Origin of the sequence: Stenotrophomonas sp. STK16_22, from assembly GCF_051984505.1 — a bacterium.
Classification (GTDB): Bacteria; Pseudomonadota; Gammaproteobacteria; order Xanthomonadales; family Xanthomonadaceae; genus Stenotrophomonas; species Stenotrophomonas maltophilia_A.
Window position 1 is genome coordinate 264,235 of record NZ_CP196972.1, and the last position, 25,256, is coordinate 289,490.

At 66.3% G+C, this 25,256-nt stretch carries 23 protein-coding genes and 1 riboswitch; of the genes, 13 read left to right on the forward strand and 10 right to left on the reverse strand.

Annotated features, from left to right (window positions below; genetic code table 11):
• Positions 1–912 (reverse strand): LysR family transcriptional regulator, encoded by a 912-nt coding sequence (locus ACSYAO_RS01160; RefSeq protein WP_049399772.1) that lies wholly within the window; start codon positions 910–912, stop codon positions 1–3.
• Positions 913–1,026: 114 nt separating this feature from the next.
• Here ACSYAO_RS01160 and purU point away from each other — a divergent pair, with 114 nt between their 5' ends.
• Positions 1,027–1,878 (forward strand): formyltetrahydrofolate deformylase, encoded by an 852-nt coding sequence (purU, locus tag ACSYAO_RS01165; protein ID WP_032128205.1) that lies wholly within the window; start codon positions 1,027–1,029, stop codon positions 1,876–1,878.
• Positions 1,879–2,165: 287 nt separating this feature from the next.
• Here the strand turns inward: purU and pncA are convergent, their stop codons facing one another.
• A complete protein-coding gene (gene pncA, locus ACSYAO_RS01170; protein ID WP_032128204.1) occupies positions 2,166–2,792 on the reverse strand; it encodes a bifunctional nicotinamidase/pyrazinamidase in 627 nt (208 codons plus the stop codon).
• Positions 2,793–2,847: 55 nt separating this feature from the next.
• A complete protein-coding gene (locus ACSYAO_RS01175; protein WP_080356564.1) occupies positions 2,848–3,534 on the reverse strand; it encodes an epoxyqueuosine reductase QueH in 687 nt (228 codons plus the stop codon).
• 161 nt (positions 3,535–3,695) lie between these two features.
• Positions 3,696–3,910, reverse strand: a riboswitch (cobalamin riboswitch).
• A 154-nt stretch (positions 3,911–4,064) separates the two neighbouring features.
• Here ACSYAO_RS01175 and ACSYAO_RS01180 point away from each other — a divergent pair.
• Positions 4,065–5,912 carry a patatin-like phospholipase family protein gene (locus ACSYAO_RS01180; RefSeq protein ID WP_049462823.1) on the forward strand — a complete coding sequence of 616 codons (1,848 nt, stop codon included), beginning with the start codon at positions 4,065–4,067 and terminating at the stop codon, positions 5,910–5,912.
• A gap of 512 nt (positions 5,913–6,424) precedes the next feature.
• Here the strand turns inward: ACSYAO_RS01180 and ACSYAO_RS01185 are convergent.
• On the reverse strand, positions 6,425–7,792 hold the full coding sequence (locus tag ACSYAO_RS01185; RefSeq protein WP_049463059.1) for a helix-turn-helix domain-containing protein: 1,368 nt from the start codon (positions 7,790–7,792) through the stop codon (positions 6,425–6,427).
• A gap of 115 nt (positions 7,793–7,907) precedes the next feature.
• Here ACSYAO_RS01185 and ACSYAO_RS01190 point away from each other — a divergent pair, with 115 nt between their 5' ends.
• Genes ACSYAO_RS01190 through mmsB form a run of 5 tightly spaced genes read left to right on the forward strand, consistent with a single transcriptional unit; the run spans position 7,908 to position 13,447 of the window.
• Entirely contained in the window at positions 7,908–9,413 is a 1,506-nt protein-coding gene (locus ACSYAO_RS01190) for a CoA-acylating methylmalonate-semialdehyde dehydrogenase (RefSeq protein WP_049463058.1), read from the forward strand.
• A 14-nt stretch (positions 9,414–9,427) separates the two neighbouring features.
• Complete coding sequence (locus ACSYAO_RS01195; protein ID WP_049463057.1) at positions 9,428–10,594, forward strand: acyl-CoA dehydrogenase family protein; 1,167 nt, start codon at positions 9,428–9,430, stop codon at positions 10,592–10,594.
• Positions 10,591–11,388 (forward strand): enoyl-CoA hydratase, encoded by a 798-nt coding sequence (locus tag ACSYAO_RS01200; RefSeq protein ID WP_049463056.1) that lies wholly within the window; start codon positions 10,591–10,593, stop codon positions 11,386–11,388. The genes ACSYAO_RS01195 and ACSYAO_RS01200 overlap by 4 nt, the downstream gene beginning before the upstream one ends.
• Positions 11,385–12,560 (forward strand): enoyl-CoA hydratase/isomerase family protein, encoded by a 1,176-nt coding sequence (locus ACSYAO_RS01205; protein WP_049463055.1) that lies wholly within the window; start codon positions 11,385–11,387, stop codon positions 12,558–12,560. Before ACSYAO_RS01200 ends, ACSYAO_RS01205 begins: the two co-directional genes overlap by 4 nt.
• Complete coding sequence (mmsB, locus tag ACSYAO_RS01210; protein ID WP_004136647.1) at positions 12,557–13,447, forward strand: 3-hydroxyisobutyrate dehydrogenase; 891 nt, start codon at positions 12,557–12,559, stop codon at positions 13,445–13,447. The genes ACSYAO_RS01205 and mmsB overlap by 4 nt, the downstream gene beginning before the upstream one ends.
• A 100-nt stretch (positions 13,448–13,547) precedes the next feature.
• On the opposite strand, the gene ACSYAO_RS01215 is transcribed toward mmsB, so the two are convergent.
• The 4 genes from ACSYAO_RS01215 to ACSYAO_RS01230 form a co-directional block, all read right to left on the reverse strand.
• Positions 13,548–14,438: a nucleotidyl transferase AbiEii/AbiGii toxin family protein gene (locus ACSYAO_RS01215; RefSeq protein WP_049399844.1), complete on the reverse strand. Its 891-nt coding sequence runs from the start codon at positions 14,436–14,438 to the stop codon at positions 13,548–13,550.
• A 9-nt stretch (positions 14,439–14,447) separates the two neighbouring features.
• The gene (locus ACSYAO_RS01220) at positions 14,448–15,374 is read right to left on the reverse strand and encodes a type IV toxin-antitoxin system AbiEi family antitoxin domain-containing protein (RefSeq protein ID WP_049463053.1); all 927 of its coding nucleotides are present in this window, start codon (positions 15,372–15,374) and stop codon (positions 14,448–14,450) included.
• A gap of 280 nt (positions 15,375–15,654) precedes the next feature.
• The gene (locus tag ACSYAO_RS01225; RefSeq protein ID WP_049399846.1) at positions 15,655–16,080 is read right to left on the reverse strand and encodes an organic hydroperoxide resistance protein; all 426 of its coding nucleotides are present in this window, start codon (positions 16,078–16,080) and stop codon (positions 15,655–15,657) included.
• Positions 16,081–16,191: 111 nt separating this feature from the next.
• A complete protein-coding gene (locus tag ACSYAO_RS01230; RefSeq protein WP_049463052.1) occupies positions 16,192–17,148 on the reverse strand; it encodes a cation diffusion facilitator family transporter in 957 nt (318 codons plus the stop codon).
• A gap of 262 nt (positions 17,149–17,410) precedes the next feature.
• Here ACSYAO_RS01230 and ACSYAO_RS01235 point away from each other — a divergent pair, with 262 nt between their 5' ends.
• From ACSYAO_RS01235 to ACSYAO_RS01260, 6 genes are all read left to right on the forward strand, one after another.
• Positions 17,411–18,874 (forward strand): SulP family inorganic anion transporter, encoded by a 1,464-nt coding sequence (locus ACSYAO_RS01235; RefSeq protein WP_049463051.1) that lies wholly within the window; start codon positions 17,411–17,413, stop codon positions 18,872–18,874.
• Between the two features lie 144 nt (positions 18,875–19,018).
• Positions 19,019–19,669 carry a DUF6338 family protein gene (locus ACSYAO_RS01240; RefSeq protein ID WP_049463050.1) on the forward strand — a complete coding sequence of 217 codons (651 nt, stop codon included), beginning with the start codon at positions 19,019–19,021 and terminating at the stop codon, positions 19,667–19,669.
• A 206-nt stretch (positions 19,670–19,875) separates the two neighbouring features.
• Entirely contained in the window at positions 19,876–20,907 is a 1,032-nt protein-coding gene (gene dusA, locus ACSYAO_RS01245; protein ID WP_049463049.1) for a tRNA dihydrouridine(20/20a) synthase DusA, read from the forward strand.
• A 212-nt stretch (positions 20,908–21,119) separates the two neighbouring features.
• Positions 21,120–21,494 carry a hypothetical protein gene (locus tag ACSYAO_RS01250; RefSeq protein ID WP_049399851.1) on the forward strand — a complete coding sequence of 125 codons (375 nt, stop codon included), beginning with the start codon at positions 21,120–21,122 and terminating at the stop codon, positions 21,492–21,494.
• A gap of 73 nt (positions 21,495–21,567) precedes the next feature.
• A complete protein-coding gene (locus tag ACSYAO_RS01255) occupies positions 21,568–22,251 on the forward strand; it encodes a response regulator transcription factor (RefSeq protein ID WP_004136763.1) in 684 nt (227 codons plus the stop codon).
• Between the two features lie 25 nt (positions 22,252–22,276).
• Entirely contained in the window at positions 22,277–23,701 is a 1,425-nt protein-coding gene (locus tag ACSYAO_RS01260; protein WP_032128221.1) for an ATP-binding protein, read from the forward strand.
• Between the two features lie 466 nt (positions 23,702–24,167).
• On the opposite strand, the gene ACSYAO_RS01265 is transcribed toward ACSYAO_RS01260, so the two are convergent.
• Positions 24,168–24,959, reverse strand: a complete 792-nt coding sequence (locus ACSYAO_RS01265) for a zinc-dependent peptidase (RefSeq protein ID WP_180862756.1) — start codon at positions 24,957–24,959, stop codon at positions 24,168–24,170.
• Positions 24,926–25,204, reverse strand: a complete 279-nt coding sequence (locus ACSYAO_RS01270) for a hypothetical protein (RefSeq protein WP_010486993.1) — start codon at positions 25,202–25,204, stop codon at positions 24,926–24,928. Before ACSYAO_RS01270 ends, ACSYAO_RS01265 begins: the two co-directional genes overlap by 34 nt.
• Positions 25,205–25,256 lie beyond the last annotated feature (52 nt).

The window sequence follows — 25,256 nt, forward strand, 5'->3', positions numbered from 1 at the left end:
TCACACCCGCCAGGCCGGCGCCATGCCGGCCTGCAGGTGCTCGAACAGCGCGCGGATCTTGGCAGTGAAATCGCGGCGGTCGCTGACGCAGAAATAGACCTCCATCGGCTCCGGGCGCCATGCAGTGTCGGCGCCGAACACCGCCTGCAGGCGGCCATCGCGCAGGTACGGCTCTGCCACGAATGCGGCCAGCCGGGTGATGCCGGCACCGGCTGCGGCCAGCGTCGCCAGCGCATCGATGTCATCGCAGACCATGCTCGGCGGCAGTGCGGCGTCCACGCGCTGGCCATCCTTCAGCAGTCCCCAGCGCAGCGGCCGGCCATCGGTGGGGAAGCGGTGCAGCAGCCCGCGATGGCCGCTCAGCTCGGAGGGTTGCTGCGGGGTGCCGTGTGCCTTCAGGTAGGCCGGCGAGGCGCAGAACACGAACGGCACGCGCGCCAGCTGCCGTGCGACGACACCGTCCTCCAGCTGTGCACCGATGCGGATGCTGGCATCCACCGCTTCCGGGCCGTGTTGCACGGCGCGATCGGTCAGGCGCAGCTCCAGCTGCAGTTGCGGGTAGCGCTGCTGCAGCGACGGCAGCAAGGGGGCAAGCACGTGGCGACCAAAGGCGCTGCTGCTGGCGATGCGCAGTGGCCCGGCCGGTTCGATGTCACCAGAGGTGACCATCGCCTGTGCACGCGCCAGGTCGGCTTCGATGTGGCGCACCTGCGCCAGGTACAGCGCGCCGGCCTCGCTGAGGGCCAGCTGGCGCGTACTTCGGTTCAGCAACCGTACGCCCAGATGCGCCTCCAGCCGGTTGATGTTCTGGCCGACTGCGGTGGCGCTGATGCCAAGGATGCGGGCCGCTGCGGCAATGCTGCCGGTCTCTGCGGTGCGGGTGAAGCTGCGGATCAGTTGCAACAGGTTCATGACCGACCAGCTTGCCATGGAGAAACCCAAGTATCGCTTGGGACTGAACCAAGCAGGTCGGTTGCATCGGTGACCATCGATCCCGAGGACAGGCTGCTGCCCTACACTCGGGCGATGCGCCCCGATTCCATCCTCACCCTGTCCTGTCCCGACCGTACCGGCATCGTCTACCGCGTATCCGGCCTGCTGTTCGACCACGGCTGCAACATTCTCGACGCCCAGCAGTTCGGCGATGAGGAGAGCGGCCGCTTCTTCCTGCGCGTGCATTTCGATCGCGATGCCGGCCTGCCGCTGGAGACCGTGCACGCCGCCATGGCCACGCTCGCCGCCGGCTTCGGCATGGACTGGCAGCTGCATGATGGTCGCCGCCGCGCACGCCTGCTGGTGCTGGTCAGCAAGCAAGGGCACTGCCTCAACGACCTGCTGTTCCGTGCCCACAGCGGCCAGCTGAAGGTGGACATTGCCGCAGTAGCGTCCAACCACGCCGACTTCGCGCCATTGGCCGCGTCCTACCAGGTTCCGTTCCACCACCTGCCGGTGACCGCCGATACGCGTGCGGTGCAGGAGCAGCAGATCATCGACCTGGTCGAGCGCGAGCGCATCGACCTGGTGGTGCTGGCGCGCTACATGCAGATCCTGTCACCCACGCTGTGCCGCGCGCTGGCCGGCCGTGCGATCAACATCCACCACAGCTTCCTGCCCAGCTTCAAGGGCGCGCAGCCGTACCACCAGGCACACGCGCGCGGGGTCAAGATCATCGGCGCCACCGCGCACTACGTCACCGAGGATCTGGACGAAGGCCCGATCATCGAACAGGACGTGGCCCGCGTGGACCACGCGATGGCGCCGCGCGAGCTGGTGCGGCTGGGCAGCGATACCGAATCGCTGGTGCTGGCCCGCGCCGTTCGGCGCCATGTGGAGCACCGCATCCTGCTCAACGGGCACCGAACGGTGGTGTTCCGGTAATCGCCCATCCCGCGTCCGCCGGGCATGGCCCGGCGCTACCACGGGTGCTATCCGGTAGTGCCGGCCGCTGGCCGGCAACTGCAGAGATCCCGAGGTTGCCGGCCAGCGGCCGGCACTACCGAATCCTGATTTCATCCAATGAAAAGCCCCCGGTTCGGCCGTCCCGCGATCTGTAGGGGGGCGTAGTTAGGGGGCTGGATGAATCGATTGTGTTGTCGTGGGCAGGAGCGCGCAAGCGGCATAAGCGACGTGCGCGGTAGCGCCGGGCCATGCCCGGCGGTCACGCCTCAGGCGATCGAAATCCCCGCCTTGCCCAGCGCTTCACGCACCATCGCGTCGTTGGCGTCGGTCACCGGCTTGGTCAGCTCCCACAGGAATTTCACCCGGAAGCCGGACTTCACCGCGTCCTGCGCGCTCCACAGCACGCAGTAGTCGCGGGCCAGGCCGCACACGTGCACTTCGCGGATGCGGCGTTCGTGCAGCCAGCCGGCCAGGCCGGTGGCCGGGCGCTCGCCATCGGGGCCATGGTTCTCGCGGAAGGCGCTGTATGAATCCACCTGTTGGCGCGTGCCCTTGCGCAGAATCAGGTCGGCCACGGTCCAGTCCACGCCCGGATGCAGCGCGGCACCGGCGCTGCCCTGCACGCAGTGGTCCGGCCACAGGGTCTGCGGCTGCGCGTGCAGCAGGATGGTCTCGAAGGGGCGTTGGCCGGGGTGCTGGCTGGCGAACGAGGCATGGTCGGCCGGGTGCCAGTCCTGTGTTGCCACCACGGTGCGGTAGCGGCGTTGTGCCAGCAGATCGGCGATCGGTGCCACCAGCGCATCGCCTTGGTCGCAGGCCAGCGCGCCACCGGGCATGAAGTCCGGCTGCAGGTCGATCACCAGCAGGGCGACATCGGCGGGCAGGGCGGTCATGGCAGTTCCGGCACAGCAGAAGGGGCGACCAGCGTGGCCGCCCCATGCCTGCACGTCAATCGCCCTGCGGCGCCTCAGCGTCCTGCCCGTAGTACAGCAGGCCGATCTTGATCCGCTCGCGGCCATTCTCGCGGCGGTGGCGGTTGGCATCGCGCAGCGAATACACGCAGCCGCAGTATTCCTGCTGGTAGAACTGCTCGCGCTTGCTGATCTCGATCATGCGGCTGGCACCGCCGCCCTTGCGCCAGTTGTAGTCCCAGTACTGCAGGCCTTCATAGCGCGAGGCGGCGCGGATGCCGCAGTCGTTGATCTGCGCCATGTTCTTCCAGCGCGAGATGCCCAGCGACGAACTGATGGTGTCGTAGCCATGCTCGTGCGCGTACAGCGCGGTGCGCTCGAAACGCATGTCGAAGCACATCGTGCAGCGGATGCCGCGCTCGGGCTCGTTTTCCATGCCGCGTGCACGGCTGAACCAGTTGTCGGTGTCGTAGTCGCAGTCGATGAACGGGATGTCGTGCTGTTCGGCGAAGCGGATGTTCTCCTGCTTGCGCAGCTCGTATTCCTTCACCGGGTGGATGTTGGGGTTGTAGAAGAAGATCGCGTAGTCGATCCCGGAGGCGGTGATCGCCTCCATCACTTCGCCGGAGCAGGGTGCGCAGCACGAGTGCAGCAGCAGGCGCTGGCCGTTTTCGGGCAGGGACAGGGTGGGGCGTTGGAGCTCGGTCATCGTCAGGTACCGCATGGACCGCCGGCAACGGCGGTGGCCCATGCATCAGCGCGTGGGTGAACAGGTCTGGCCGGAAACCGTGAACAGGACGCACGCGGCCGCACCGCCTGCACGCGCAGGACGACGACGGCCCCGGCAACCTCCCCGCGGAGATTCCAGGTCGAGTCAGGGGACGGTCGTGTCCCCCGGCCGGGGCCGGTATTCGGGCTGATGGACACGGGCCGCAGCCCACCTACTACCTGCCGCTTCCCAGGCGTGAGCCCAGTGCTGTTGGCAGGATTCGTTTCCATTCACCGCTGCGGGGCAGCTCCGGAATGGGCGCGCAAGGCGCCTTCACCGGATTCCCGTTTAAATCCCTGCCGCCATCAATGCCACGGCAGGGATACCTTCGGCGTGCCCACGGTGGACGCGTCGAGGCCAATGGTCAAGGGCCAATGAAAGCGCAGGGCTGTGGCTCGCTTCTCAGGCTGTGAGAGCGCCTCTTGCCATACTGGGCACCGACAGACGGGAGGTGGCTCGTGGCGGCGAAGTACTGCGATCTGGTCATGAAAGGCGGCATCACCAGCGGCATCGTGTACCCCAATGCGGTACTGGCGCTGGCGCGTGAGTATCGCTTCAAGAGCATCGGCGGCACCTCGGCCGGCGCCATCGCTGCGGCGGTGGCGGCTGCGGCGGCGTGCGGTGATCGTCGCCAGCAGGCGGGTGAACACCTGCCCGGCGATGCAGGCTACAGCGGGCTGTCGGCGGTGTCGGCGCAGCTGTCGCGGCGTGGCTTCATCTACAGCCTGTTCCAGCCGGCGCGAGGCGCTCGTGCAGCGTATCGGCTGCTGGTGGTGCTGACCGGCAATGCCCGCCTGCCGCACAAACTGCTGTGCCTGGCCATCGCGGTATTCGAGATCGCGCCGCTGGAAGTGCTGGTGTCGCTGTCGCTGCTGCTCGGCCTGGGCTGGTGGGGCGGTGGCTGGAGCGGCGTGGCCGCCACGCTGCTGCCATCACTGCTGTGCGCGTACGGTGCCGGCGTGGCCGGTGCCGCGCTGCGGGTAGCGCGGGTGGCGCGCCGTAACCTGCTGGGCCTGTGCAGCGGCCTCGGCCGCGATGCACGCACGCCGGCGTTGACCGAGTGGCTGCATGAATGCCTGCAGCAGCTGTCCGGCAAGCCGCTGGATGCACCGCTCACGTTCGCCGATCTGCACGATGCGCCGCGCTATGCCGGCGAGCCGGACAGCCCGCATGCGATCAGCCTGCAGATGATCACCACCTGTGTGTCGCACAACGAGCCGCGCACGTTGCCGCTGGGCGGCGCGCAGTTCTGGTTCCTGCGCGAGGAGTTCGAGCAGCTGTTTCCGGCCAGCGTGGTGCAGTGGCTGGTGACGCAGGCCGGCCCGCCACTGGAGGTGGAAGGGCGCCGGTACTACCACCTGCCGCAGGGCCCGAAGCTGCCGGTGCTGGTGGCCACGCGCATGAGCCTGAGCTTCCCGCTGCTGATCAGCGCGGTGCCGCTGCATGAACCCTCACGCCGCGAACGACGCTGCGAGCCGACCGCGCCGGCGGCCGACCCCGAGCACAACGTGGCCGACAGCATGGAAGGGCTGACCAGCGCTGGGCAGGCTTGCGGCCCGGTGATCACCGCCTTCCGCATCTGCTGGTTCTCCGATGGTGGCATCAGCAGCAATTTCCCGATCCATCTGTTCGATGCCGCGTTGCCGCGCTGGCCGACCTTCGCCATCAATCTGGTCTACCCGCAGCACGCCGAAGAGGTGAACCACGGCAGCAGTGGCCGCCAGTCGCTGGAGCACGCGGTGTTCCTGCCCACCGAGAACCGACACGGCTGGCAGCGTACCTACCAGTCGATCGCTACGCCGCTGGCGGCAGCAGAACTGGGCCGTTTCCTGTTCGCGGTGGTGGCGACCATGCAGAACTGGCGCGACCTGCTGCAGGCGCGCGCACCGGGCTACCGCGATCGCATCGTGCACGTCAGCCTGCAGGGCGACGAAGGCGGCATGAACCTGGACATGCCACAGGAGGTGCTGACCCGCATTGCCGACAAGGGCAGCCTGGCCGGTGCGCGCTTCTGTTCGTTCTCGTTCGAGAACCACTATTGGATCCGCTGGCGCAACCTGGCCTCGGCCTACCAGCGCTACACGCTGGAAGTGGCGCGCACCGACGACCCGGCGCAGCAGGTACTGGCCTACCGCGCGGCGTACGCGATGGTTGCCAGTGGCCAGCCGGCGCCACCGTCGTACAAGCTGGGCTCGGAGGACAAGCGGCTGGCATCGCAGCAGTTGTGGGGGCTGATGGTCGAGCAGGGACGTACCTGGGAGGACCTCGGCCCGGACCTTACGGACGGCGCACCGCGTCCGCTGCCGCAGATGAAGGTGACGCCGATCTACTGACCCGGTAGTAGATCCACGCCATGCGTGGATGGAACCCCATCGAAATCGAATATTTCGAACATTCATCGAAGAGCATCCACGCACGACGTGGATCCACCGTGTCGACCAAGGTCGACACCTACCCACAGCAGCAAAGGATGCCGTTTCGACAGCTCGCGGAGATCTGTCGAAGGCGGGGTGGGTCCGGTTGCGGGGGCGTGAGCCGCATGGGCCCGAGGCATGCCTCGGGCGGGTTGGGCAGGACGCCCAACCCCGGTCTTGCCGTGTGCGCAGGACTGCGCACACGAGCAAGCGGCGACCGAGCTTACATGGGTGAGGGCGCTTTGCTTGCGAAGCATTGCTTCGCAAGCGCCCGAACGCACAGCCGCCAGCGGCTGGGCCGGGCCCCGGAGGGGGACTTGCAGCGTCCCCCGCAACCGGACCCACCCCGCCATCCCACGGAAAGCCCGCTGTTGCTTTTGCTGTTGCCTTGGATTGAAGCAGGTGCAGGGCGCAGCCCTGCCGAACCAACCCTACCTCCCCGGCAACTGCGCGAACGCGCGCTGCATGCAGTCCTCGCGCGGGCACACCCGGCAGCCCGGCCCGATCGACACCGAGTTCCCCGGGCTCTGCACATCCAGCCCCAGCGAATACACCAGGCGTTCGGCATGCTGCAGGTCGCAGCCCAACGCCACCGCGAACGTCTTGCGTGGCTGGCCATGGCCCACCGGCCCGCTGCTGACCTGCCGCGCCAGCCAGAAATGACGGCGGCCATCGGGCATGCGCGCGGTCTGGGTGAGGATGCGGCCGGGCTGGTTGAACGCCTCGTAGACGATCCACAGCGGGCACGACCCTCCCACCTGCGAGAAATGAAAATCGGTGGCCGAATGGCGCTTGGAGACGTTGCCGGCGCGATCCACGCGGATGAAAAAGAACGGCAGGCCGGGCGCGCTGCGCCGTGCCAACGTGCTCAGCCGATGGCAGACCGCTTCGAAGCCCACGCCGAACTGGTGCGCCAGCAGCTCGATGTCGTAACTGCTGGCCTCGGCCGCACGCAGGAAACGCATGTACGGCATCACCAACGCACCGGCGAAGTAATTCGACAAGCCAATCCGCGCCTGCGCGATGCGTGCCTCATCGGTAAAGCCAGCGCGCGCCACCACCGCATCGATCTGCGGCAGGTAGCCGTGAAGGGCCAGCTCGGCCGCCATCTGGAACGCCTGCTGGCCGGGCTCCAGGTAATCGGGCAGCCACAGCCGCCGCGCACCGGCATCGTATTGCCGTTTCTCGCGCCCGGCCTGCAGTGCGGCCACTTCCACCAGCACGCCATGGCGGTCGGCCAGCAGCTGGCGCAGGCGTGGCGCCACATGCCCGGGTGACAGCCCCCATTCGGCGAACAGCTGCTCGGCCAGCTCGTCCAGTTCGGGGATGTGGTTGTGCATGCGATTGAAGAACTCGCGCACCTGGTCACCGGCGGGCAGGGTGCTGCCGGCGCCGGGCTCGCCCAGCTGGAACTCCAGCGCCGCGGCATGCTCGCGCAGCGCCAGGTGGCGGCGGTGCAGTTCCAGCAGCGCGCGGCTGACCTGCGGCAGGTTGCCGGCCAGGGCGCGCAGTTCGGTGGCGCTGACTTCGGCCAGGCCCAGATCGCGCAGGGTCTCGCCCAGCGCTTCCTGCAGGGCAGCGGGCTCATCTTCGTCGAACAACGAAGAAACGTCGCCCAACACCTCGCCCAGCTTCTTCTGCACGGCCGGGGTGAGTGGGCGCTTGTTGCGCTCGATCTGGTTCAGGTAACTGGCCGACAGGCCCAAGGCGCGGGCCAGGTCCACCTGGCTGTAGCCGCGCTGCTCGCGCAGCCGCAGCAGGCGCAGGCCAAGTTGTCGCTGGGGGGCTGAATAATTCACAGAATTAACATGAATCGTCTGGCGTGTTGGCCAGATTAAGCGGATTCAGCCCGGAAATCGAGGTGGGTGCTGTGAATAATGCCAAGCATCTTTCGCACCCTGTGGGATTGTCGTCATGACTGTTGCAGCGCCCCGTATCCGCATGCTGATCGATGGCCAGTTCGTTGAATCGGCCACCTCCCACTGGCAGGACGTGATCAATCCGGCCACCCAGGACGTGCTGGCCAAGGTGCCGTTCGCCACCACCGGCGAAGTGGACGCCGCCGTCGCCGCCGCCAAGGAAGCCTTCAAGACCTGGCGCAAGACCCCGATCGGCACCCGCGCGCGCATCTTCCTGAAGTACCAGCAGCTGATCCGCGAGAACATGAGCGAGCTGGCCCACATCCTCACCGCCGAACAGGGCAAGACCCTGCCGGACGCCGAAGGCGATGTGTTCCGTGGCCTGGAAGTGGTCGAGCACGCCGCCGCCATCGGCAACCTGCAGCTGGGCGAACTGGCCAACAACGTGGCCAATGGCGTGGACACCTACACGATCATGCAGCCGCTGGGCGTGTGCGCCGGCATCACCCCGTTCAACTTCCCGGCGATGATCCCGCTGTGGATGTTCCCGATGGCGATTGCAACGGGCAACACCTTCATCCTCAAGCCGTCCGAGCAGGACCCGATGGTCACCATGCGCCTGGTCGAGCTTGCCCTGGAAGCCGGCATTCCGAAGGGCGTGCTGAACGTCGTCCACGGCGGCGAAGAAGTGGTCAACGCGATCTGCGACCACCCGGACATCAAGGCCGTGTCGTTCGTCGGTTCCACCCGCGTCGGCACCCACGTCTACAACCGTGCCTCGCTGGCCGGCAAGCGCGTGCAGTGCATGATGGGCGCCAAGAATCACGCCGTGGTGCTGCCGGACGCCAACAAGGAACAGACCCTCAACGCGATGGTCGGCGCCGCCTTCGGTGCCGCGGGCCAGCGCTGCATGGCCGCCTCCACCCTGGTGCTGGTCGGTGAAGCACGCAACTGGGTGCAGGACCTGGTCACCAAGGCCAAGACCCTGAAGGTCAGCGGCGGCACCGTCGCCGGCACCGACGTCGGTCCGGTCATTTCCTGCAGCGCCCGCGAGCGCGTGGAAGGCCTGATCGCGTCGGGTGTGGAGCAGGGCGCCAAGCTGGTGCTCGATGGCCGCAAGCCGCAGGTCGATGGTTTCGAAAAGGGCAACTTTGTCGGCCCGACCATCTTTGCCGGTGTCACCACCGACATGCGCATCTACCAGGAAGAAATCTTCGGGCCGGTGCTGGTCATCCTCGAAGCAGAGACGCTGGAAGAGGCCATCGCGATGGTCAACAGCAACCCGAACGGCAACGGCACCGCACTGTTCACTCAGTCCGGCGCCGCCGCGCGCAGGTTCCAGGAAGACATCGACGTCGGCCAGGTCGGCATCAACGTGCCGATCCCGGTGCCGGTGCCGCTGTTCTCGTTCACCGGTTCGCGCGCGTCCAAGCTGGGCGACCTGGGTCCGTATGGCAAGCAGGTGGTGCTGTTCTACACCCAGACCAAGACGGTCACCGCGCGCTGGTTCGATGACGAGACGCTCAGCCATGGCGTCAACACCACGATCAGCCTGAAGTAACGGCAGGAGCAGCCATGAGCCACTCGATGACGACGGAACTGGAAGAAGCGCAGCAGGCGTACCGCGAGGCGGCGCGCGACTTCGCACAGGCCGAACTGGCGCCGCACGCCGCGCGATGGGATGCGGAGGGCATCTTTCCGCGCGAGGCGATCGCCAAGGCCGGTGAACTGGGCTTCTGCGGTCTGTACATGGACCCGGAAGTGGGCGGCAGCGGCCTGAGCCGACTGGACGCCGCCGTCGTCATCGAGGAGCTCGCCAGCGTCGATCCGTCGACCGCGGCGTACATCAGCATCCACAACATGGCCTCGTGGATGGTGTCCAAGTGGGGCCAGCCGGCGCTGCGCGATGAGTGGGGCACCGATCTGTCTTCGGGCAACAAGCTGGCCTCGTACTGCCTGACCGAACCGGGTGCCGGTTCCGATGCGGCGTCGTTGAAGACCACCGCCGTGCGCGATGGTGACTTCTATGTGCTGAACGGCTCGAAGGCCTTCATTTCCGGCGCCGGTGCCACCGAGCTGCTGGTGGTGATGGCGCGTACCGGTGGTGCCGGTGCCGGCGGTGTCAGCGCCATTGCGGTGCCGGCCGACCTGCCGGGCATCAGCTTCGGCCGCAAGGAAGAGAAGATGGGCTGGAACAGCCAGCCCACCCGTGGCATCACCTTCGAAAACGTCCGCGTACCGGTCAGCCACCTTCTGGGAGAGGAAGGCGGCGGCTTCAAGCTGGCGATGAAGGGACTCGATGGCGGCCGCATCAACATCGCCGCCTGCTCGCTGGGTGCGGCGCAGGGTGCGCTGGACGCTGCACGCCGCTACATGGGCGAGCGCCGCCAGTTCGGCAAGGCACTGGCCGAGTTCCAGGCACTGCAGTTCAAGCTGGCCGACATGGTCACCCAGCTGGTGGCCGCCCGGCAGATGGTGCACACCGCTGCGCGCAAGCTCGATGCCGGTGCCAGCGACGCCAACGTGTGGTGCGCGATGGCCAAGCGCTTCGCCACCGATGCCGGTTTCAACGTCTGCAACGAAGCACTGCAGATCCACGGCGGCTACGGCTACATCCGCGAATATCCGATCGAGCGCCTGCTGCGTGACTGCCGCGTGCACCAGATCCTGGAAGGCACCAACGAGATCATGCGGGTGATCGTTGCCCGTCACCTGCTCAACACCGAAGAGGAACTGCGATGAAGGATTGGCGTACCCAGGAGCACGTGGGCTTGAAGGTGGAGGTGGATGGCCACACCGCCGTGGTCACCCTGAACAACCCGCCGGCGCATACCTGGACTGTGCACAGCCTGTCGGCGCTGCGTGATCTGGTCGGCGCGCTCAACGCAGACCGCGAGATCTACGCGCTGGTGATCACCGGTGACGGCGAGAAGTTCTTCTCCGCCGGTGCCGATCTCAACCAGTTCGCCTCCGGCGACAAGGCCGCTGCGCGTGAAGCCGCGCGCCGCTTCGGTGAAGCCTTCGAAGCGCTGTCCGGTTTCCGTGGCGTGTCGATTGCCGCGATCAACGGCTACGCCATGGGCGGTGGCCTGGAATGCGCGCTGGCCTGCGACCTGCGCATCATTGAAGACCATGCCCAGGTTGCGCTGCCGGAGGCCACCGTCGGCCTGCTGCCGTGCGCCGGTGGCACCCAGAACCTGCCGCGCCTGGTCGGCGAGGGCTGGGCCAAGCGCATGATCCTGCTGGGCGAGCGCATCAACGCCGACACCGCACTGCGCATTGGCTTGGCCGAAGAAAAGGTCGGCAAGCGCGAAGCCAAGGCGCTGGCGCTGGAATGGGCGAAGAAGGCCGGCAAGCAGAGCCCGACCAGCATCGCCGCCTGCAAGACTCTGGTGCAGGCCACCCGCACCGGTACCCACGCTTCGGCGCTGGTGGCCGAACGCGAAGCCTTCGTCGACCTGTTCGACACCGCCGACCAGGTCGAGGGCGTGACCGCCTTCCTGGAAAAGCGCGCTGCGCAGTGGAAGAACGCATGAGCACCGACACCGCTGCCGACGACGCACCGGTGCTGTTCGAAGAGCGCGTGGCTGGCAATGGCACGCGCATCGGCATCGCCACGCTCAATGCGCCGCGTACGCTCAACGGTTTCTCGCTGCCGATGGCACACCTGCTGCTGAAGCAGTTGAATGCCTGGGCCGACGACGATGGCATCGCCATGGTGGTGCTGCAGGGTGCCGGCGAAAAGGCGTTCTGCGCCGGCGGTGACCTGCACAGCCTGTACAAGAGCATGGTCGACTTCCGCGAGGCCGGCCGCAGCGACATCCGCGAGAACGACTACGCCGCTGAGTTCTTCGACGTTGAATACCGCGTCGATTACCTCATCCACACCTACGCCAAGCCGATCCTGTGCTGGGGCCACGGCATCGTGATGGGCGGCGGCATCGGCCTGATGTCCGGCGCCAGCCACCGCGTGGTCAGCGAGCGCTCCAAGCTGGCCTTCCCGGAAATCACCGTCGGCCTTTTCCCCGATGTGGGTGGCAGCTGGCTGCTGCCGCGCGTGCCGGGCAAGGGCGGCCTGTTCCTGGCCCTGACCGGCGCGCTGCTGAACCCGGGCGACGCCATCTACGCCGGCCTGGCCGACGTGCATGTTGCCGAAGAACGCCGCAGCGCGGTGTTCGATGCGCTGCTGCAGGTCGCGTGGTCCAGCAACGCCGCACACAACCACGAACGCCTCAGCCATCTGCTGCAGTCGCATGCCAGTGACGCCGCGACCGGTCCGCTGCTGGCCAATGCGGCGCAGGTCGATGCGCTGTGCGAAGGCGATGACCTCTCCGCGATCATCGGCCGCATCTCCACTCTGCAGACCGACGATGCCTGGCTGCAGGCGGCACAGAAGACCCTCGCCGCCGGTGCACCGGGTTCGGCACGGTTGTCGTACGAACTGCAGCGCCGCAGTGCCGGCCAGGACCTTGCCGCGATCTATCGCCTGGAGTACATCGTCGCCCTGCATTGCGCCGCCCACGGTGATTTCGCCGAAGGCATCCGCGCGCTGCTGATCGACAAGGACCGCAATCCGCAGTGGAACCCGGCCACCCTGGCCGAGGCCACCGGCGCGTGGGCCGACACCTTCTTCGCTTCCCCCTGGGCCGATGCCGCGCATCCGCTGGCCGACCTGGGCACTCCCCTTGTTGAAAGGAGCCTTGCATGAGCCGCATTGCATTCATCGGGTTGGGCAACATGGGTGGCCCGATGGCCGCCAATCTGGTCAAGAACGGCCACACCGTGCGCGTGTTCGATCTGGTCCCGGCCGCGGTGCAGGCCGCCGTCGATGCTGGCGCCAGCGCGGCCGCATCGGCGCGCGAAACCCTGGCCGATGCCGAGGTGGTGATCTCGATGCTGCCGGCCAGCCGCCACGTCGAAGGCGTGTACCTGGGCGATGACGGCATTCTTGCCGCGATTCCGGCCGGCGCACTGGTCATCGACTGCAGCACGATCGCCCCGGCCAGCGCCCGCAAGGTTTCCGAAGCCGCTGCCGCACGTGGCCTGCAGATGATCGACGCACCGGTGTCCGGCGGTACCGCCGGTGCCCAGGCCGGCACCCTGACCTTCATCGTCGGTGGTGAGGAGGACGCGCTGGAACGTGCGCGCCCGGTGCTGCAGGCGATGGGCAAGAACATCTTCCATGTCGGCGCCAGTGGTGCCGGCCAGGTGGCCAAGCTGTGCAACAACATGGCGCTGGGCGTGATCATGGCCGTCACCGGTGAAGCCATCGCCCTCGGCGTGGCGCACGGGCTGGACCCGAAGGTGCTGTCGCAGATGATGGCGGTCAGCACCGGCCGCAGCTGGGCCACCGAAGTGTGCAACCCGTGGCCGGGCGTGCTGGAAAACGCCCCGGCCTCGCGCGGCTACAGCGGCGGCTTCGGCAGTGATCTGATGCTGAAGGACATGGGCCTGGCGGTGGAAGCGGCGATGAGTGTCGGCGCCTCGATCCCGCTGGGCGAAGTGGCCCGCAACCTGTACTCGATGAATCACCAGGCTGGCCGCGGCAAGCTGGATTTCTCCAGCGTCGTGCAGCTCATTACGAGCGAGAAGTGACCTGGTAGTGCCGGCCGCTGGCCGGCAACCTCATGCCCCCGTGCGGGACAACGAAGGTGGGATGGGCGGATGTTCGGTTTCGACCGGTATCCGCCCATTTTTACGTCTTCTGGATGGGGAATGGGTTGGCAATAGGCAGGATGAGGCAGGATTCCCAATAGGCGACAATCGCCTGCAGATTCGTCCACGCGGTGTTGAAGTCGATGTCCTTGGGTAAGGTCGGGTCAGATTCGTAAGTGGCCTTGGTTACGGCGAGAGCTTCCGAGAACGTCGCCATGTTGCTGCAGTCGATGAAGCGGGACGCGCAGGCAAGTTTGAATTCGGCGCCCGCGGCATTCCAGAACGCAGTGTCTTCGAGCGGATGCGCTGCCAGTATCTTTGAAACATCATAGATATCCTTGACGCGGACGACTTCACCTGGCTTCTGGACTTTGGTCCGATAGGCGGGAAGCGAGCTGAGAAATGCCCTGAGCTTTTCGCCAGCGATGCGCTCAAGCGTGTAGGCGAATACGGTGTGCCCATCGACCTCCAATGGGGCAACGGCAATGTCACCCAGGGCCTCTGGCGCAGCAACGTCAAATGAAACGAACGGAAGCCCACGAACGCCTTCGTTGTTGAAGTCTTTCAATCTCACCTTCACATCAAAGGCATTCCAGCCCATGGGATGGTTGGGTGGGTTGTGCGTGATGTCCAATCTGTCCAGTTCGAAACGTACAGGATCCTGTGCCGAAGCGAAGTTGGAAATCGCAGTGCTGAACAAGTCGTGCAGGATTGCTGACTGCTCGTTTCTATCTGGCGTTCTGACCGCGAACGATAGAAGGATGTTGGCATCCAGGTCATAAGACGCTCTTTGTTGCCCTCCAAGCCGCAGGGCAAGGATGCGGGCACCTTTGTAGACGATTTTTCGGGACAGTTCGTTGCAGCTGGCCAGTGCCTGGAAACACATATCGAGGGCTTCGCGCTTCCATGCATCCTGTTGACTCCGATTCATGCACTTTCCTCAAGGTGTTCGCAGGTGCCAGTCGTTCGCGGTATTGCTGTATGGAATGCCTGGAAGCAGTGATTCGGGAGGTTGGTCGGTGGGAAAACCCCTCAGTGCGCTGCGGATCTGATCCAGCAAGGCAGAAGTGGTTTGGTGGTACTCCAGCATGTAACCGGCGCGCCGCATCAGGTTGGGGTTTTGGATCGAGTCGAGCAGCGCCCAAAGCTTTGCGGCATTTGATCGGGGCAAGCCGGATGCCCAGGCCTCGAAAACAACGGCCGGCCCGCCGGCGCTTCGGGGGCGATGCAGGCAATCGAGCAATGTCTGCTCAAGTGTGGTGACCCGCACCGTGCACTGCGAGTGGAGCTGGCGGCGTTGTATGCCCTGGAGATTGTTCGGGTCGCGGCTGGTCAGGAAGCACTTCACATCCTCAAGCGTGAACACTTCAACGCCGAGAGATTGCGGTTTGTCACTGCTTTCTGCCGGCGGCTCGACGGCAGAAGACGCTATGCCTGGCCTGAATTCCGCCAGGTGATAGTGAGGTGTCGGTTGGGTCGTCAACCCGTGCAGTTCCAGGGCCGAAAAATAGCAAAGCGTCCCGGCGGGACGGTAAGCCTGCATGACCTCCAGAGCGGAGGGCTGCGAGGTTTCATTGAAGCCCAGGACGTAGATTTTCACGGGCCTGCCCCGTGGTGACGTCAGTGGCAACCGGCGCAGCAGTTCAGCGCTCTCCAACACCGCGATGATCCTGACCGCAGAGTAGGTGCGGAACGTACCTGAGGTGAGCGCCTTCTGCGTCCGCTGGATGATCGGTACGAGCGAAGCGTGGCTGATGCAGCGCGTAGACGGCAGTTCCTGGGAGGCCGTCAGCAGGGTGAGCTGAAATACGTCAATCAGCTCCGCCGTTGCGTCTATTACTGCTCGATCTCGCAGGTCATTTTTCATTGGTCACTGCGGCCTCAGGCTTCGCAGGCGAAGCCTGAGGCCGCAGTGACCCATTGTCAAACTGAGCGCTTGAATTGGTTCAGGAGTGCAGGACTGAGGCCAATGCGGGCCACAGGGTCCTTCAGTCGGATCTGATCCACCAGTGGCGACTAAGCTTCGCAGGCGAAGCTTAGTCGCCACTGGTGGATATGTCAAACAAATCGCCATCATATTTCGTCAGATTACCTGAATCGGGGTCGGATCCCGTTCACAAGGCGAAATGAACCCGACCCCGGTTCCATCAGGCAACGACCAGCGTCACGTCGATGTTGCCGCGCGTGGCATTCGAGTACGGGCACACGATGTGTGCCTTCTGCACCAGTTCTTCCAGCTGCTCGCGCGGCACGCCAGGAGCGCTGATGGTCAGCTCGGCTTCGATGCCGAAACCGGTCGGGATCTGGCCGATACCGACCTTGCCGGTCACCGTGGTGTCGGCCGGCAGCGCGACCTTGGCCTGGCCGGCCACGAACTTCAGCGCGCCCAGGAAGCAAGCCGAGTAGCCGGCCGCGAACAGCTGTTCCGGGTTGGTGCCCGGGCCGCCGGCGCCGCCCAGCTCGCGCGGGGTCGACAGCTGGATATCCAGCACGTTGTCGGAGGAGACGGAACGGCCTTCACGGCCGCCGGTGGAGGTGGCCTGGGCGGTGTACAGAACCTTTTCGATGGACATCGGGATGCTCCTGGTCGGTGGGTGGGTGTTGCGATGGAGCCTACTTTGCCCGGTTTCCGCGTACGTTGGGTTGCAATGCGTACGAAAAATTTGATTGATCGTCCTGCCAGCCTAGATCGTCCATTCGCGGTCGGTGGTGAACATGATGGTCAGCCAGCGGTCCGGCGAGGCCTCGCCCAGTGCATCGCCGATCTCGTCGCGCAGCTGGTCCCATTCCACCAGGGGCCGCGGCGGGTCGTTTTCCGGTACCACGAAGAACAGCTCGATCTGCTCGCCACGCCCCACCTGGGCCACGTAGCTGCGGTGCTCGACGAAGCCGTGCTTGGCCACGATCCCGCGTGCCACTGCATCCACATGGGCCTGCAGTTCCGGCGGGGTGACCAGCAGGATGCCGGCCAGCGCCCGCCTCACTGTGCCGAGCGGGGCGATCATCACCAGCACGCAGACGAAGGCGAGGATGGCCGGGTCGATGTACGGCCCGACCCACGCCAGCGACGTGCCCTGCACCAGTACGCCGCCGAGGAAAGCCAGCAGGTAGCAGGCCGACATGCTGGCCGCGATCACCCAGTTCTTCGCGTCCAATGCGATGAACTCCGAGCCGATGCGGCGGTTGGCGCGCAGGATGAACCAGGCCAGTGCGCCTTCGCCCACGATCGACAGCCCGGCGAAGGCAATGGCCGGGCCGAGGGCGATGTGGCGGCCCCCGGACATCAACGCGTCCACCGCATTGACCAGCGCATACAGCGCCGCACCGATCATCAGTGTGCCGCTCACCCCCAGCACGATCGGCTCCAGGTGCCAGAAGCCCATGGTGAAGCGCTGGTTGAGCCGCGATTGCAGCGCATCGGTCTGCGTGGACAGCGCGATCAGGCGCGCCACCAGCAGTGACAGCCAGGTCATCACCACGTCGATCAGGCCGTAGATGCCGTCGAAGATGATCAGCGAAGAACTGGCCAGTAGGCCGAACACCACCGCCGCCGCGGCCAGCAGCAGAGAGGCGGCGATCGACAGGCGCAGCACGCCCTGTTCGGTGGCGGGGTCGAAGAACTGCGGGCGGTTGGCGGCCATGGTTCAATTGTAGAGCGGAGCCAGGCTCCGCTGCCTTTCGCTGCCTTTCGCTGCCTTTCGCTGCCTTCGCCGGCCAACCGCGCTACCCCCGTAGGGCCGCTTCCCGTAGACTGCGCGCCTCCCACGTACCGACGCCCGCCTGCAGTGATCACGCCACCCTGACCCTTGCCGCACATCGGCAGCCGGCCTGCCCGGCTCAGGAACCCGTGTCTTTCCACTGCAGCGCCATGCGGCCACGCCCGCCTGTGCGCGGAGCTTTCCCATGCAAACGTCCTACCCCCTGCGCCAGCAATGGCTCGGCAACATCCGTGGCGACCTGCTGTCCGGCATCGTCGTCGCCCTGGCCCTGATTCCCGAGGCCATCGCGTTCTCGCTCATTGCCGGCGTCGACCCCAAGGTTGGCCTGTACGCCGCGTTCTCGATTGCCGTCATCACCGCTATTGCTGGCGGCCGCCCTGGCATGATCTCCGCCGCCACCGGTGCAATGGCGCTGGTGATGGTCGACCTGGTCAAGGACCACGGCCTGCAGTACCTGTTCGCCGCCAGCATCCTGGCCGGCCTGCTGCAGGTGCTGGCCGGCGTGTTCAAGCTGGGCTCGTTGATGCGCTTCGTCTCGCGCTCGGTCATCACCGGCTTCGTCAACGCGCTGGCGATCCTGATCTTCCTGGCACAGATGCCCGAGCTGATCGGTCGCGGGCCTACGGTCTATGTGCTGTGCGCCGCCGCGCTGGCGATCATCTACCTGCTGCCACGCATTACCCGCGCGGTGCCGTCGCCTCTGGTGGCCATTGTGGTGCTGACCGCCGTGGTGATCGGCTTCGGCGTGGACGTACGCAGCGTCGGTGACATGGGCCAGCTGCCCGACAGCCTGCCGCATTTCCTGCTGCCCGATGTGCCGCTCACCTGGGAGACGCTGCGCATTCTGCTGCCGGTGTCGGCCACGCTGGCCGTGGTCGGCCTGCTCGAATCGATGATGACCCTGCAGATCGTTGAGGACATCACCGAAACGCCGAGCGAGCGCAACCGCGAATGTGTTGGCCAGGGCGTGGCGAATACGGTCACCGGCTTCCTCGGCGGCATGGCCGGCTGCGCGATGATCGGCCAGTCGGTGATCAACGTGACCTCCGGTGGGCGCGGCCGCCTGTCCTGCCTGGTGGCCGGCGTGTTCCTGCTGATACTGGTGGTGTACGGCAGCGATCTGGTACGGCAGATCCCGATGGCGGCGCTGGTGGCGGTGATGATCATGGTCAGCATCGGCACCTTCAGCTGGCGCTCGCTGCGCGACCTGCGCACGCATCCGCGCAGTTCCTCTGCGGTGATGCTGCTGACCGTGGTGGTCACCGTGGCCACCCATGATCTGGCCAAGGGCGTGCTCAGCGGTGTGCTGCTGTCGGCCCTGTTCTTCGCGCGCAAGGTTGGCCGCATGCTGGACGTGCAGCGCGACGATGCCGATGACACGCAGGTCTATCGCGTGCGCGGGCAGGTGTTCTTCGCCTCGGCAGGGCAGCTGGGTGCAGCGTTCGATTACCAGCACGTGGCGCCGAAGGTGCAGATTGATCTGCGCGATGCGCACCTGTGGGACCTGACTGCCGTGGCCGCGCTGGAGCGGGCGCAGGAAAAGTTGGCCACGCATGGTGCGGAGGTGACGGTGGTGGGGCTCAATGCGGCCAGCCAGACCCTCATTGAGCAGGTGGGTGGCAAAGGCGCTGCTGGCAGCGCGCATTGACGCTATCGGCTCTCGTGGAGCAACTGCAACGCCATGGCCGCTGTTGCGGTTGCTGCATCTTCAGCCTGTGAACCCCACCCAAGGTGGAAGAATCGCTGTGATCGTGCTCCGTTGTGATCCTCACGACGGAGTACTTCTGCCGGAATGGATTCGCTCTTCAACAACGCCACCACGCTGCTGACCTTTCTGCTGCCGGGTTTCCTGTCTGCATGGGTGTTCTATGGGCTGACATCCCATCCCAAGCCGCCGCAGTTCGAACGGACCGTGGAAGCGTTGGTGTTCACCTTCGCGGTCCAGGTGCTGGTCAAGTTCACCGAACTGATGCTCCTGCTGGCGGGTCGCTGCTTTGTGCTGGGGACCTGGACCGAGACCAGCAGCCTGCTATGGGGTTTTGTCCTCGCCGCACTGCTGGGGGCAGGATTGGCCCTCGCTGCGAACAAGGATTCCCTCCACAGGGTTCTCCGCCGCGCAGGCTTCACCACGAGGACATCCCACCCGAGCGAGTGGTACTGCGTGCTGGGTACGCGTCCTGCCTTCGTGGTGCTGCAATTGAAGGATGGCCGTCGATTGACCGGCTACCCCAAGGAGTGGCCGATCAGCCCCGCTGCGGGACAGTTCTACATGCAGATGCCGGCCTGGCTGGTGGATGCGGATCCACCCGATGAAGGTGCCGATCCAGCAGCGGATCCCGTGGCCAGCCCCGCCGTGGTCGAGCTTCCGCAGCTCGATGGCATACTGATTCACGCAGTGGATGTGCAGTGGGTCGAGATTCTCCAGGAGACAGACAATGGCTAAGTTGAGGAAGGGTTCCAACCCACCACTGGACCAGTTGGTCGTATCCATGGAGAACGCGAACCCCAAGCTCCCCGAGGGCAGGAAGCGTCCGCCGCCACCGCCCAGCCCGCCCCGGCCGCCAGCCGGAGCCGGGCCCAACCGGCGCTCGCCGCGCGGCTGACCGGGCGCATTCAGCCGCCCGGTGTAAACTATTGATCTCACTGGCAATGCCAGTCTCCACGATCAATGCCCCGATGACGTCCGCCACCGCCCGTTACGCCGATTCCCTGCGCCTGTCCGTCGCCCCGATGATGGACTGGACCGATCGCCATTGCCGCGTTTTCCACCGCGTGCTGGCACCGGGCGTACGCCTGTACACGGAGATGGTGCACGCCAACGCGGTCATCCACGGCGACCGCGAGCGCCTGCTCGGCTTCGACCGCAGCGAACAGCCGCTGGCGCTACAGCTGGGCGGCAGTGATCCGGCGCTGCTGGCGCAGGCCGCGCGTATTGCCGCCGAGTGGGGCTATGACGAGGTCAACCTCAACTGCGGCTGCCCGTCTGATCGCGTGCAGGCCGGCCGCTTCGGCGCGTGCCTGATGCGCGAGCCGGCGCTGGTGGCCGAGTGCGTTGCGGCCATGGTCGATGCGGTTGATATCCCGGTGACGGTGAAGTGCCGCTTGGGCGTGGACGAGGACAACGACTACGACGTGTTCGCCGCCTTCGTCGACCGTCAGGTCGCCGCCGGTGCGGCGATGGTGGTGGTGCACGCGCGCAACGCGTGGCTGAAGGGCCTGTCGCCGAAGGAGAACCGCGAGGTTCCCCCGCTCAAATACGACTGGGCCTACCGCCTGAAGCGGGAGCGCTCGGCACTGCCGGTGGTGATCAACGGCGGCCTGGCCAGCATCGAGGCGGTGCAGGCGCAGGCCGCGCACGTCGATGGCGTGATGCTGGGCCGCGCGGCCTACCACGACCCCTACCTGCTGCATCAGCTGGAGGCGCTGCACACCGGCGCCCCGCTGCAGTCCCGTGGCGACCTGCTGCGCGCGATGCGCCCCTACATCGAGGCGCGGCTGGGCGAAGGCCTGGCGCTGAAGCACATCACCCGCCACCTGCTCGGCCTGTTCCACGGCCAACCCGGTGGGCGCGCATTCCGCCAGGTGCTGAGCGAGGGCGCACACCGCCCCGGCGCCGGCTGGAGCCTGATCGAACAGGCCTTGGCGGTCACCGACCGCGAAGCTGATCGCGCCGCAGCGTGACCGCAGTCACATTCCTGACTTGACAAGGGACGGCGATTCGTCCCGAATGTTCACTTAGCTGAACGACTCGGGCACAGGGCCGGAAAAGTTCAGACCGGATTCACCGCTGTAAACCAAGAATTTGCAAAAGATTTGTAAAACGCTGGGTTTCGAACCCGGCGCCGGATTTACGACTTTTGAACGAATCGCCGTGCTCGGCTAGGATCGCATCGATGTCTTCCGCTCCCTTCCACCGCCGCATTGCCCTGGCCACCTGCGTGGTCCTGTCGGCTGTGCCGCTGTCTTCGGCGCTGGCGCAACAGCCGCCGCGCGGCGACCAGGGGCGGGCGGAGATGATGGAGCGGGGCGAGCGCGGCAACCGTGGCGACGAGCGTTCGCTGTCCGATGCCGTGCGCCGCGTGCAGCGCACCACCGGCGGCCACATCCTCGGCGCCGAGCGCGTGCCGTTCGATGGTCGTGATATCAACCGGGTGAAGTACATGGACGATCGGGGCCGGGTCCGCTACATGGACGACCCCGCGCCGTCGCGTTCACAGCCGCGCACGCCGCGGTCGGATATGTCATCACTACGCGGCGATAACCCCTGAACAGGGATAGTTGTCGCTATCAACCCGTACCCCACAGGCCTCCGGGCCACACCCAGGACACTAGGGAGAGTTCATGCGTATCCTTCTGGTCGAAGACGAAGCCCCGCTGCGTGAGACCCTGGCAGCCCGGCTCAAGCGCGAAGGCTTTGCCGTCGATGCTGCGCAGGACGGCGAGGAAGGCCTCTACATGGGGCGCGAAGTTCCGTTCGATGTCGGCATCATCGACCTCGGCCTGCCCAAGATGTCGGGCATGGAGCTGATCAAGGCCCTGCGTGACGAAGGCAAGAAGTTCCCGGTCCTGATCCTGACCGCGCGTTCGAGCTGGCAGGACAAGGTCGAGGGCCTGAAGCAGGGCGCCGACGATTACCTGGTCAAGCCGTTCCACGTCGAAGAACTGCTGGCCCGCGTCAACGCGCTGCTGCGCCGCGCCGCTGGCTGGAGCAAGCCGACCCTGGAATGCGGCCCGGTTGCCCTGGACCTGGCTGCCCAGACCGTCAGCGTGGCCGGCAGCAATGTCGACCTCACCAGCTACGAGTACAAGGTGCTGGAGTACCTGATGATGCATGCCGGTGAACTGGTCTCGAAGGCCGATCTCACCGAGCACATCTACCAGCAGGACTTCGACCGCGACTCGAACGTGCTGGAGGTCTTCATCGGACGCCTGCGCAAGAAGCTGGACCCGGATGGCGAGCTGAAGCCGATCGAGACCGTGCGCGGTCGCGGCTACCGTTTCGCGATTCCGCGCAACGAGGGCTGAGCCGGCTCACCCTGGCGATACCATGATGTCCGGCCGTCTGTGGTTCTTCCGACGCTGGCGGCCGCGCTCACTGCAGGCGCGCCAGATGCTCGCCGCGTCCGTGGGCCTGGTCGCGTTCCTGGCGCTGGCCGGTTACGCGCTCGACGCCGCCTTCGCCGATACGGCGAAGGCGAACCTGCGTGAGCGCCTGAAGAACTACGCCACCGCCTATGCGGCCGGCATCGACTTCACCCGCGACCGCTCGCTGTACATCCGCGAGCAGCCACCGGATTCGCGCTTCGATGTGCCGGGCAGCGGCCTGTACCTGCAGGTGGTGATGCCGCACGGCAAGGGCAATTCGATGTCCGCCGAAGGCCCGATGCTGCCCACCGTCGGCGGTGGCCTGCTGGCGCCGCGCCAGGAAGTGTTCGAAGGCCCGCTGCCGATGATCCAGATCGACGGCAGCCAAGGCTCGGTGTACCGCTATGGCCTGGGCCTGGTGTGGGACGCCGACGCCGATCCCGCCACCGAATTCCCGTACACCATCTACGTGATGGAAGACTCGCGCGCGCTGGGTGCGCAGCTGCGGGTGTTCCGTGGCCGGGTGTGGTTCTACCTGGGTGGCATCGGCTTGATCCTGCTGCTGCTGCAGACCGTCATCCTGCAGTGGAGCCTGCGCCCGCTGCGCCGCGTGATCACCGAGCTGACCAAAGTGCAGCGTGGCGAGACCGCGCGCATGAGCGAGCGCCACCCGCGCGAGCTGGAACCGCTGACCGACAGCATCAACGCCTTCATTGAAAGCGAGCGCGAGAACCTCGAGCGTCAGCGCAATACCCTGGCCGACCTGGCGCACAGCCTGAAGACGCCCATTGCGGTGCTGCGCACGCAGATGGACAGCGGCGCGGGCGATGGTGCGCTGCGCGAGGAGCTGGACGTGCAGCTGCAGCGCATGAACAACCTGGTCTCCTACCAGCTGGCACGTGCTGCGTCGTCGGGCCACAAGCTGTTCTCCGCGCCGCTGCCGATCGAATCCAACGCCGAGGAAATCGTGCGTGGCCTGGAGAAGGTCTACGCCTCCAAGGGCGTGCTGTGCGAATTCGATATTGACCCGGCCGCGCGCTTCCACGGCGAACCGGGTGACCTGCAGGAACTGCTGGGCAACCTGCTGGAGAATGCCTTCAAGTGGGCCAACCGCCGCGTGCTGCTGACCGCGCAGCCGCTGCCGGCACCGAACGCGCGCCGCGCCGGCCTGCTGCTGGCGGTGGACGACGATGGCCCCGGCATCGCCCCGGACGACATCGGCAAGGTGCTGCAGCGTGGCGTGCGTGGCGACGAGCGCGTGCAGGGCCACGGTATCGGCCTGTCGATCGTGCAGGACCTGATCAAGGATTATCGCGGTGAACTGGCTGTAGGCCGCTCCGAGGAACTGGGCGGCGCCCGTTTCGAAGTGCGCCTGCCGCCGGGGCCGTAATCCGCGCGTTCCCGCCCGCCGGGCATCGCCTGGCGCAACAGCGCGGGTGTTCCGGCAGTGCCGGCCGCTGGCCGGCAACCCCATGATCTTCGGTGGCATTGCCAAGGTGCCGGTCAGCGGCCGGCACTACCGTGTTTCGATCGTCGGCGGCTCGCCATAGAACCGCCGCAGCTGCGCGTTCCCGTCCGCGGGGCATCGCCTGGCGCAACAGCGCGGGTGTTCCGGTAGTGCCGGCCGCTGGCCGGCAACCTCATGATCTTCGGTGGCATTGCCAAGGTGCCGGCCAGCGGCCGGCACTACCGTGTTTCGATCGTCGGCGGCTCGCCATAGAACCGCCGCAGTTGCGCGTTCCCGTCCGCGGGGCATCGCCTGGCGCAACAGCGCGGGTGTTCCGGTAGTGCCGGCCGCTGGCCGGCAACCTCATGATCTTCGGTGGCATTGCCAAGGTGCCGGCCAGCGGCCGGCACTACCGTGTTTCGATCGCCGGCGGCTCGCCATAGAACCGCCGCAGCTGCGCGGCCACCTCCGGCAACGCCTGCTGCAGCAGATCCGGCGCGGAGAAGTGGTACTCGCTGGTCACCGCGAAGAACTCTTCCGGCGCTTCGGCCGCATACGGGTCGATCAACGTCTCCTCGCCGGCATCCACCTGCGCGCAGAAGGCATCGTAAGCCTGCTGGAACGTGGCCGCCCACTCGCGCTGCCATGCGCGCGGCAGCGGCGGCGTGCCGTCCATCGCACCATCCAGTGCATCCAGCTTGTGCACCATCTCGTGCACCGCCACGCAGTAGCCCTCGTGCGGCGCCGCCAGGTCGGCCTGCACATCGGCCCAGGACAGGATCAACGGACCGCTGTCCCACGATTCGCCAATCAGTTCGTCATCCCACTCGTGCAGCACGCCGGCCGCATCCATGTGGCTACGGTGCACGCGGAACGCATCCGGGTAGACGATCAGCTGCGACCAGCCCTCCAGTCCTACCTCGCCGAACTCCAGCAGCGGCAGGCAGCACAGCGCGGCCAGCAGCACACCATCGCCGGCCTGCAATTGCAGGTCACCAATCGGGGTAATGGTCTTCTCATGCAGGAAGCGCGTGGTCAGCACACGCAGGCGTGCGCGGCGTTCGTCGTCCAGTCCGTGCAGCCAGGCCGCGCGGCGGCAGGCGTCATCCCAAAGTGCATCGTCGATCGGCCGCGGCGCAGGCCGCAGCCACTGCAGCAACGACTTGATCAGCGGAACATTCCCGGCAGGTAGCTGTGCCACTTCGGCGCGCGGATGCGCGGCAGCATGTCGTCGTCGCTGCCACCGCCACCGGTGGTGGTGCTGGCCGCCGGGCGTACCGGTGCCGCCTTGGTGCTGGCGGCCGATGCGCTGGCGGTGGGCGCGCGCTGTGAGGCGGCATCGCCATTGGAGGACACGCACGCCCCACGGCTGTCGTCCAGCGCTGCCGTCGCAGACGCCGCGAAGGGCATCGTCAGCAGGATCAGGCAATGGGCGTAACGGCGCATTGACGACATCCACGTTAAGGGAGGGTGAGTTCCCGATTCTAGCCCGAACCCG

Excerpts from the sequence above, each read along its gene's own strand:
- ACSYAO_RS01235 (WP_049463051.1), top strand. The coding sequence starts at position 17,411 with ATGCAAACGTCCTACCCCCTGCGCCAGCAATGGCTCGGCAACATCCGT.
- dusA (WP_049463049.1), top strand. The coding sequence starts at position 19,876 with ATGCCAGTCTCCACGATCAATGCCCCGATGACGTCCGCCACCGCCCGT.
- ACSYAO_RS01160 (WP_049399772.1), bottom strand. The coding sequence starts at position 912 with ATGAACCTGTTGCAACTGATCCGCAGCTTCACCCGCACCGCAGAGACC.
- ACSYAO_RS01255 (WP_004136763.1), top strand. The coding sequence starts at position 21,568 with ATGCGTATCCTTCTGGTCGAAGACGAAGCCCCGCTGCGTGAGACCCTG.
- ACSYAO_RS01175 (WP_080356564.1), bottom strand. The coding sequence starts at position 3,534 with ATGCGGTACCTGACGATGACCGAGCTCCAACGCCCCACCCTGTCCCTG.
- ACSYAO_RS01200 (WP_049463056.1), top strand. The coding sequence starts at position 10,591 with ATGAAGGATTGGCGTACCCAGGAGCACGTGGGCTTGAAGGTGGAGGTG.
- ACSYAO_RS01250 (WP_049399851.1), top strand. The coding sequence starts at position 21,120 with ATGTCTTCCGCTCCCTTCCACCGCCGCATTGCCCTGGCCACCTGCGTG.
- ACSYAO_RS01225 (WP_049399846.1), bottom strand. The coding sequence starts at position 16,080 with ATGTCCATCGAAAAGGTTCTGTACACCGCCCAGGCCACCTCCACCGGC.
- ACSYAO_RS01180 (WP_049462823.1), top strand. The coding sequence starts at position 4,065 with ATGAAAGGCGGCATCACCAGCGGCATCGTGTACCCCAATGCGGTACTG.
- ACSYAO_RS01260 (WP_032128221.1), top strand. The coding sequence starts at position 22,277 with ATGTCCGGCCGTCTGTGGTTCTTCCGACGCTGGCGGCCGCGCTCACTG.
- ACSYAO_RS01190 (WP_049463058.1), top strand. The coding sequence starts at position 7,908 with ATGACTGTTGCAGCGCCCCGTATCCGCATGCTGATCGATGGCCAGTTC.
- ACSYAO_RS01215 (WP_049399844.1), bottom strand. The coding sequence starts at position 14,438 with ATGAATCGGAGTCAACAGGATGCATGGAAGCGCGAAGCCCTCGATATG.
- mmsB (WP_004136647.1), top strand. The coding sequence starts at position 12,557 with ATGAGCCGCATTGCATTCATCGGGTTGGGCAACATGGGTGGCCCGATG.
- ACSYAO_RS01230 (WP_049463052.1), bottom strand. The coding sequence starts at position 17,148 with ATGGCCGCCAACCGCCCGCAGTTCTTCGACCCCGCCACCGAACAGGGC.
- ACSYAO_RS01195 (WP_049463057.1), top strand. The coding sequence starts at position 9,428 with ATGAGCCACTCGATGACGACGGAACTGGAAGAAGCGCAGCAGGCGTAC.
- ACSYAO_RS01240 (WP_049463050.1), top strand. The coding sequence starts at position 19,019 with ATGGATTCGCTCTTCAACAACGCCACCACGCTGCTGACCTTTCTGCTG.
- ACSYAO_RS01270 (WP_010486993.1), bottom strand. The coding sequence starts at position 25,204 with ATGCGCCGTTACGCCCATTGCCTGATCCTGCTGACGATGCCCTTCGCG.
- pncA (WP_032128204.1), bottom strand. The coding sequence starts at position 2,792 with ATGACCGCCCTGCCCGCCGATGTCGCCCTGCTGGTGATCGACCTGCAG.
- ACSYAO_RS01220 (WP_049463053.1), bottom strand. The coding sequence starts at position 15,374 with ATGAAAAATGACCTGCGAGATCGAGCAGTAATAGACGCAACGGCGGAG.
- purU (WP_032128205.1), top strand. The coding sequence starts at position 1,027 with ATGCGCCCCGATTCCATCCTCACCCTGTCCTGTCCCGACCGTACCGGC.
- ACSYAO_RS01205 (WP_049463055.1), top strand. The coding sequence starts at position 11,385 with ATGAGCACCGACACCGCTGCCGACGACGCACCGGTGCTGTTCGAAGAG.